The sequence below is a fragment of the Rhodococcus sp. NPDC059179 genome (assembly GCF_042754885.1).
GTDB lineage: Bacteria > Actinomycetota > Actinomycetes > Mycobacteriales > Mycobacteriaceae > Rhodococcus_G.
In genome coordinates this window covers 96,472-103,344 of record NZ_JBHZBV010000004.1, presented here as the reverse complement: position 1 = coordinate 103,344, position 6,873 = coordinate 96,472, and the positions used below count along the sequence as shown (strand labels likewise).

General features: G+C 67.4%; 7 protein-coding genes. 3 read left to right on the top strand and 4 right to left on the bottom strand.

Translation table 11 applies throughout. From position 1 onward, the window contains the following. Window positions 1–142 precede the first annotated feature (142 nt). Window positions 143–2,068: an asparagine synthase (glutamine-hydrolyzing) gene (gene asnB, locus ACFXMV_RS10945; RefSeq protein ID WP_378501708.1), complete on the bottom strand. Its 1,926-nt coding sequence runs from the start codon at window positions 2,066–2,068 to the stop codon at window positions 143–145. Between the two features lie 204 nt (window positions 2,069–2,272). Here asnB and ACFXMV_RS10940 point away from each other — a divergent pair, with 204 nt between their 5' ends. After that, complete coding sequence (locus tag ACFXMV_RS10940; protein WP_378501706.1) at window positions 2,273–3,343, top strand: cytochrome c oxidase subunit II; 1,071 nt, start codon at window positions 2,273–2,275, stop codon at window positions 3,341–3,343. Between the two features lie 48 nt (window positions 3,344–3,391). Then, the gene (locus ACFXMV_RS10935) at window positions 3,392–3,808 is read left to right on the top strand and encodes a cytochrome c oxidase subunit 4 (RefSeq protein WP_378501707.1); all 417 of its coding nucleotides are present in this window, start codon (window positions 3,392–3,394) and stop codon (window positions 3,806–3,808) included. 74 nt (window positions 3,809–3,882) lie between these two features. Here the strand turns inward: ACFXMV_RS10935 and ACFXMV_RS10930 are convergent, their stop codons facing one another. From ACFXMV_RS10930 to ACFXMV_RS10920, 3 genes are read right to left on the bottom strand one after another with little or no spacing between them, the layout of a single operon-like run. Continuing rightward, entirely contained in the window at window positions 3,883–4,293 is a 411-nt protein-coding gene (locus ACFXMV_RS10930) for a DUF1622 domain-containing protein (protein ID WP_378501998.1), read from the bottom strand. Next, window positions 4,250–4,915, bottom strand: a complete 666-nt coding sequence (locus tag ACFXMV_RS10925; protein WP_378501999.1) for a DUF1772 domain-containing protein — start codon at window positions 4,913–4,915, stop codon at window positions 4,250–4,252. The genes ACFXMV_RS10930 and ACFXMV_RS10925 overlap by 44 nt, the downstream gene beginning before the upstream one ends. Window positions 4,916–4,920: 5 nt before the next feature. Continuing rightward, window positions 4,921–5,760 carry an NmrA family transcriptional regulator gene (locus ACFXMV_RS10920; protein WP_378502000.1) on the bottom strand — a complete coding sequence of 280 codons (840 nt, stop codon included), beginning with the start codon at window positions 5,758–5,760 and terminating at the stop codon, window positions 4,921–4,923. Window positions 5,761–5,880: 120 nt separating this feature from the next. Between ACFXMV_RS10920 and ACFXMV_RS10915 the strand changes: the two genes are divergently transcribed. Further along, on the top strand, window positions 5,881–6,792 hold the full coding sequence (locus ACFXMV_RS10915) for a LysR family transcriptional regulator (RefSeq protein ID WP_378502001.1): 912 nt from the start codon (window positions 5,881–5,883) through the stop codon (window positions 6,790–6,792). Window positions 6,793–6,873 lie beyond the last annotated feature (81 nt).

The following is a 6,873-nucleotide window of genomic DNA, read 5'->3' as shown; positions in this document are numbered from 1 at the left end:
TTTGGTTTGTTTTTTGTTTATTAGACCCAGAACGGCCCCCGCGGCCCCCGACCACACCCCCGCTCAGATCTACGCGGGCTGCGCCGCCCGTGCGCGGTTGACGGGTCCAGGGACCCGTCAACCGCGCACAGGGCCGAAGGCCCTACACGTGGACCGGGTAGACCGGTTCCTGGATCTGCGGCACGATCCGCTTCTCCACGAAGATGCCGTGCCAGACCATGAAGCACAGCACCGTCCAGAGGCGACGGCTGTGGTCCGACGCGCCCGCCCGGTGCTCGTTCAGCATCGCCGCGACCGCCGCCTTGTCGAAGATGTGGTCGGTCTGCGAGTCGGCGATCTGCTGATGCGCCCAGTCGAACAGCTCGGTGCCCGCCAGCCAGTGCCGCAGCGGGACCGGGAATCCGAGCTTCGCCCGGTGCAGCACGTGCGGCGGGACGATGCCCTCCAGCGCCTGCCGCAGCGCGTACTTGGTCGTCGTCTTGGTGATCTTCTGGTCCAGCGGCACCCGCGACGCGACGTCGAAGACCTCGGTGTCCAGGAACGGCACCCGCAGCTCCAGCGAGTTCGCCATCGTCATCTTGTCGGCCTTGACGAGGATGTCGCCGCGCAGCCAGGTGAACAGGTCCAGGTGCTGCATCCGGGCGACCGGATCCCAGTCCCGCGACTGCGCGTAGATCGGTGCCGTCACGTCCTGATGCGTCCACTCCGGCCGGAAGTCGCGCAGCACGGCGCGCAGCTGCGCGTCGTTGAAGCTGCGCGCGTTGCCGTAGTAACGCTCCTCGAGGGTCATGGAGCCGCGGTTGAGCAGGCTCTTGCCGCGGGTGCCCTCGGGGATGCGTTCCGACAACTTGCCCGCCGCGCGCCGCAGGGACTTCGGCAGGTACTCGAACGGCTTCAGCGAGAGCGGCTCCCGGTAGATCGTGTAGCCGCCGAACAGCTCGTCCGCGCCCTCGCCAGAGAGCACCACCTTGACGTGCTTGCGGGCCTCCTTGGCCACGAACCACAGCGGCACCAGCGCCGGGTCGGCGACCGGGTCGTCGAGGTACCAGATGATCTCCGGGATCGCCGCCGCGAACTCGGCGGGGGAGACGACCTTGACGACGTGGCGGGCGCCGATCGCGGCGGCCGACTCGGCGGCCACGTCGACCTCGGAGTATCCCTCGCGCTCGAAGCCGGTGGTGAAGGTGATCAGGTTGGGGTTGTGCCGCATCGCCAGCGCCGCGATCGCGGTGGAGTCGATGCCGCCGGAGAGGAACGAGCCGACGGTCACGTCCGCGCGCATGTGCTTGGCGACCGAGTCCTCGAGCGCCTCGGCGATCTCCTGGTAGCGCGCCTGCTCGGAGCCTGCCGCGAACGGCTTGACCGGAAACGTCGGGGAGAAGTAGCGGGTGATCTTCGGCGCCTCGCCGACCCGCACCCAGGCGTGGCAGCCGGACTCGAGGCGTCGGATGCCGGCGTGCAGCGACTCGGGCTCGGGCACGTACTGCAGCACCGTGTAGTGCTCGATGGCGCGCGGATCGAGGTCGGTGCCGATGCCGACCAGCTCGGTCAGTTCCAGCAGGCTCTTCTTCTCGCTGCCGAACGCCGTGCCGCCGGTGCCCGTCGCCAGGAACAGCGGCTTGATCCCGAACGGGTCCCTGGCCAGGAACAGGTCCTTGGTCTCGGTGTCCCAGATCGCGAAGGCGAACATGCCGCGCAGCCTGCGGACCGCGTCGGCTCCCCAGTAGTGGAACGCCGCGACGATCGCCTCGCTGTCGCCTTCGGTGTGGAACTGGGCGTCGTGGTCCCTGGCCAGCTCGGCGCGCAGCTCGAGGTAGTTGTAGATCTCACCGTTGAAGGTGAGCGCGTACCGGGTCGGGTTCTCCGGCGGCCCCCAGCGCAGCGGCTGATGCGAGTGCTCGATGTCGATGATCGAGAGACGGTTGAAGCCGAAGATCAGGTCGTCGTCGTTCCAGGTTCCGTGCTCGTCCGGCCCGCGGTGCCGCAGGCAGTGCATCGCCGAGTCGACGCGCGAGACGGCGTCATCGGTGGTGCCGGAGGAGGTCAGTAGCCCGAGCAGTCCGCACACGGCGTCCATTACCTCTATTCGCTCTTGGGGAAGGCTCCACACTGGTATGCAGCGGATTGCCGAATAACTCTGCCGAGTATGCCGCAGACTCGCCGAAGTGATGTTGTGACCCGACGGTGGAGAGGCGCCAGCTTTGGTCTACGCTGCGTAGTATTCGGGCGTCCGGCTGGGGCTGCCCTTATTCATTGCGGCGATCAGGAAGGCGTGAACGTGGCGCAGAGTCGGATCCTTCGGCGAGCAGGGCTAGCAGCATCTTTGGGCCTTGCTGCCATGCTGCTGTCGGGATGTTCGATCGACAATTCGGTGCTTCGGTTCGGATGGCCGTCGGGCATTACCCCGCAGGCTGAGCGGATGCGTGAACTGTGGACCTGGTCGGTCATTGCGGCCCTGTTCATGGGCGTGATCGTGTGGGGCCTGACGTTCTGGGTGGTCATCTTCCACCGGAAGAAGAAGGACTCTCCGGAGTTCCCCCGGCAGACGGCATACAACGTCCCGCTGGAGCTCTTTTACACCGCGGTGCCGTTCGTCATCATCGCCGTGCTCTTCTACTTCACCGTGGTCGTGCAGAACTATGTCCACGAGAAGAAGGACGACCCGAACGTGGTGGTCGACGTGACCGCGTACCAGTGGAACTGGAAGTTCGGGTACCGCAGCATCGATCTGCGTGAGGGCGGCGCCAAGTACGACGGTGTCGACGTGGCCGCGCAGGCGTACGCCGAGGCTCCGGCCGAGGGCCAGATGCATGACGGCGAGGAGCTTCCCGCGCCGAACGCGGGCTTGGGCGCGAACGACATCTCCTACCTGCGATTCGACAAGATCGAGACCGTCGGATCGAGCGAGGAGATCCCGATCCTCGTGCTGCCCACCGGCAAGCGCATCGAGTTCGTGCTCAACGCGGCGGACGTCATCCACGCGTTCTGGGTGCCGGAGTTCCTCTTCAAGCGCGACGTCATGCCGAACCCGGAGCAGAACCACTCCGACAACGTCTTCCAGATCAGCGAGATCGAGAAGGAAGGCGCGTTCGTCGGCCGCTGCGCCGAGATGTGTGGCACGTACCACTCGATGATGAACTTCGAGGTCCGCGCGGTCAGCCCGGTGAAGTTCGCCGAGTACATCGAGCTGCGCAAGCCGGCCGACGAGGGCGGCCAGGGCCTGACGACCGCCGAGGCACTCGCGAAGATCGGCGAGTCGCCGGTCGCGACGTCCACGCAGCCGTTCAACACGGAGCGGACGTACCGGCAGGCCACCACCGTCCTCGAGGGCGAATACCAGTAGCAGTGCCGACGGCACCCAGACCCATCAACCGCTGAAGGACTTGCTGAAATGAAGATCGAAGCCAAGCTCTTTGAGATCTTGACGGTGTTTTTCATCCTCGTCGCGATCGTGTACGGCGTCTTCACCGCCGCCTCGCGCACCGGAGTCGAGTGGGCCGGACTGACCGCGATCGTGCTGTCCGCCGGACTGACCCTGATCGTGGGCACCTACTTCCGGTTCGTGGCGCGTCGTCTCGACACCCGCCCCGAGGATTACGATGACGCCGAGATCTCAGACGGCGCGGGCGACCTGGGCTTCTTCAGCCCGGGCAGCTACTGGCCCGTCCTGCTCGCGTTCTCCGCGGCGTTCACCGCGGTCGCGCTGGCCTTCTTCCAGCCGTGGCTGATCGTGGTCGGCACCGCGCTGATCCTGGCCTCCGCGGTCGGCCTGATCTTCGAGTACCACGTGGGACCCGAGAAGCACTGACCCGCACCACCTGAACACGGCGAGGGCGCCGAATCCCGACTGGGGTTCGGCGCCCTTTCGCCGTTCCGGGTGTCTCACCGGCCGGGGCCGGGCTCCTGGCTGGCAGTACGAGACGCATGCGCAATCACCTGTGGGCCGGTGATCAAGGCCTTCTTCCACGGTGGAACGCCGTCGATCTCGATCTCGATGGACAGACTGAGCACCGTCCGAATGAGCACGATCATGCCCAGCACGGCCGCATCCGTCAGTGATGGGGTGGACGTGACGGTCTTGACGATGTCGGCAGCGACGAGCAGTTCCAGCCCGAGCAGGATTGCTCCTCCCAGCGAGTCCCGCAAGGTCTTGAACGTTCTGCCGCCGTCCGTCGTCCGCTTCCACGTTCGCACGGCGAGCGCGAAGGCGAAGAGAACTCCCAGAATCATCGACAGGACGCCGAGCACTTCAAAGGATTTCGTGGCCAGCTCGAAGAACCTGTGAGTGTCCATGCTGTCGTGGGTCCTGTTCGGGGATGGCTGCGGCGGCGTCCATTCGGTTCGAGCTTCCCTCCATCCTCCGGTACATGTCGGTGACATGGTGGTCCTTTGACACGGTGATCGACGGAGGGGTCGCTGGAGCGGTGTCCCGCCCGTGCAGCACCAGGGCGTAGGCGAGGGCCGCGAAGGCGGCAGTGCAGGCGACCGCCCGCACGATATTCCATGTGACCCAGCGTGATTCGAAGTGCTTGCGGACCAGGTCGGGGTCAACCATGGCGTCGCCTGCGCGCGCCAGCTCGTTGTTGAGGGGCACGTTGACGACGGCGGTGATGGCGAGCATCGCGACGTAGAGCACCAGCGCGGCGGCGATCCAGGGGAGCGCGCTGCGTGCGGACCGCAGGTGCAGGAACAACGTCGCGACGGTGAGCACCAGGCCGCCGAGGAAACAGATCATGAACCAGCCGTTCAGGATCGCGACGTTGATCTTCTGCATCGCCGCGATGAAGGTGCGGTCGTCGGTGCGTCCCAGTCCCGGCATCACCGCATAGGCGAAGGCCGCGAACAATCCGGCCATGAGCCCGGCGGTGACGCCTGCGCCGAGCAACGTGATCGTCTGGAGGAGTTTGACGTTCATCCCGGTCACCCCACGTTCCAGGTGCCGGTGGCGGCAGCGGCCGATGCGTACTCGGCGAAGTCGCGGGGTGCGCGGCCAAGCGCGCGTTCGACTCCGTCACCCGGGACCGCGTTTCGTCCGTCGAGCACTGTGGTGAACAGATACATCAGCAGGTCGACGACGTCGGCGGGCACCTGATCGGCGGCGAGACCGGCGGCGAAGTCCTCGGCGGTCACCTGCACGTAGGCGACGGTCCGACCGGCGGCCGCAGCGATGGTGGTGACGGCCTCGGCGAAGGTGATCGCGCGGGGCCCGGTGAGCTCGTAGATCTTTCCGCTGTGCCCCGGCTGGGTGAGCGCGGCGAGGGCGACGTCCGCGATGTCCTCGACGTCGACAAACGGTTCGGGGATGTCCCCGGCGGGCAGGTACACCTGGCCGGCGAGGATCGGATCGAGCAGGTAACCCTCGCTGAAGTTCTGGGCGAACCAGCTCGCCCGCAGGATCGTGGTGTCCGCGCCCGAATCGATCAGCGCCTTCTCGCAGGCCTGCGCCTCGACCTCGCCGCGGCCCGAGAGCAACACAAGGCGCCGCACACCGCGGTCCACGGCCAGCGCGGAGAACGATGCGATCGCCTCCACCGAGCCCGGTACCGCCAGGTCCGGGAAGTAGGAGATGTACGCCGCCGTCATGCCCTCCAGCGCCGGTTCCCAGGTCGCGGTGTCCTCCCAGTCGAACGGAACCCCACCCGAGCGGGTGCCGAGGCGCACGGGCAAGTCAAGGCCGGTCAACCGCTGAGCGACGCGGCGGCCCGACTTGCCGGTGCCGCCGAGGACGAGGGTCGTGGGGTTCGAGGCGTGGACGTCCATGTTGTTCTCCTTGCTGATCGAAAGCTGTTGTCCCCTTTACGATCCTTCAGGGGAGAGTGGCCAACAACGGTCGTTTGCGCAATGATCGTTAACCTGTAGGTGAACGAAGGGGGTTGCCGCATGGAGCGGCGCGACATCGAGATCTTCCTGACCCTGGCCGAGGAGCTGCATTTCGGCCGCACCGCGGAGCGGCTGCACGTGTCCACGGCCCGGGTCAGTCAGACGATCAAGGCGCTCGAGCGCCGCGTCGGCGCCCCGCTGTTCGAGCGGACCAGCCGCCGGGTGACACCGACCCCGATCGGCCGGAGGCTCGAGGAGGACCTCAGGCCCGCGGACGAGCAGATCCGTGCGGCCATCGCCAGGGCGATCGCCGCCGGACGCGGGCTGGACGGAGTGCTGAGGGTGGGTTTCGTCGGGACCGCGCTCGGACAGTTCGTGCTCGAGGTCGCGAACACCTTCCAGGAGCGGTACCCCGCCTGCCGGGTCCAGATCCGGGAGAGCCATTACAGCGACGGTGTCGGGCTGCTGTTGACCGACGAGATCGACGGCCTGGTCGCGGCGGCCGACATCGGGCACCTCCGGGAGTTCGAACAGAGCCCGGTGCTGTTGCGTGAGCAGCCGTCGCTCGCGGTCTCGGCCCGACACCCGTTCGCGCGCCTCGAATCGGTGACGGTCGAGGACCTGGCGCGGGCGAAGGTGCTGCGCCCGCGCGGAATTCCGGACGACCTCGACGAGGCCACCGTTCCGCGAACGACCCCGAGCGGCAGGGTCATCGAGCGCGGGCCCGACTTCGGGACGGTCCAGGAGATGCTGGCGCTGGTCGGCGCCGGGCAGGGGGTGTTCCCGGTGCCCACCCACGCCGGTCGATACGACGCGCGCCCGGACGTGACGTACGTGCCGGTCGTCGACGGCGCCGCCCTCGAATGGCGACTGATCTGGCGGGCGGCGGGCCAGACGAGCCGGATCCGGGCCTTCGCGGAGGCAGCTCGGGACTTCGTGGCGGCGCGGGGGAACCCGCTGCTGGAGGAGTGAGCGGCGGCGGTCGCACGCAGGCGCCGGGGGAGGGGAGCGAAGCGGGCCGCCGGAACGCCGAAGGCCCCGAACCCAATGGGT

What these genes read in the sequence shown, in the direction of transcription:
- ACFXMV_RS10935 (WP_378501707.1), top strand. Translation starts at nt 3,392, where the DNA reads ATGAAGATCGAAGCCAAGCTCTTTGAGATCTTGACGGTGTTTTTCATC.
- ACFXMV_RS10930 (WP_378501998.1), bottom strand. Translation starts at nt 4,293, where the DNA reads ATGGACACTCACAGGTTCTTCGAGCTGGCCACGAAATCCTTTGAAGTG.
- ACFXMV_RS10925 (WP_378501999.1), bottom strand. Translation starts at nt 4,915, where the DNA reads ATGAACGTCAAACTCCTCCAGACGATCACGTTGCTCGGCGCAGGCGTC.
- ACFXMV_RS10920 (WP_378502000.1), bottom strand. Translation starts at nt 5,760, where the DNA reads ATGGACGTCCACGCCTCGAACCCCACGACCCTCGTCCTCGGCGGCACC.
- ACFXMV_RS10915 (WP_378502001.1), top strand. Translation starts at nt 5,881, where the DNA reads ATGGAGCGGCGCGACATCGAGATCTTCCTGACCCTGGCCGAGGAGCTG.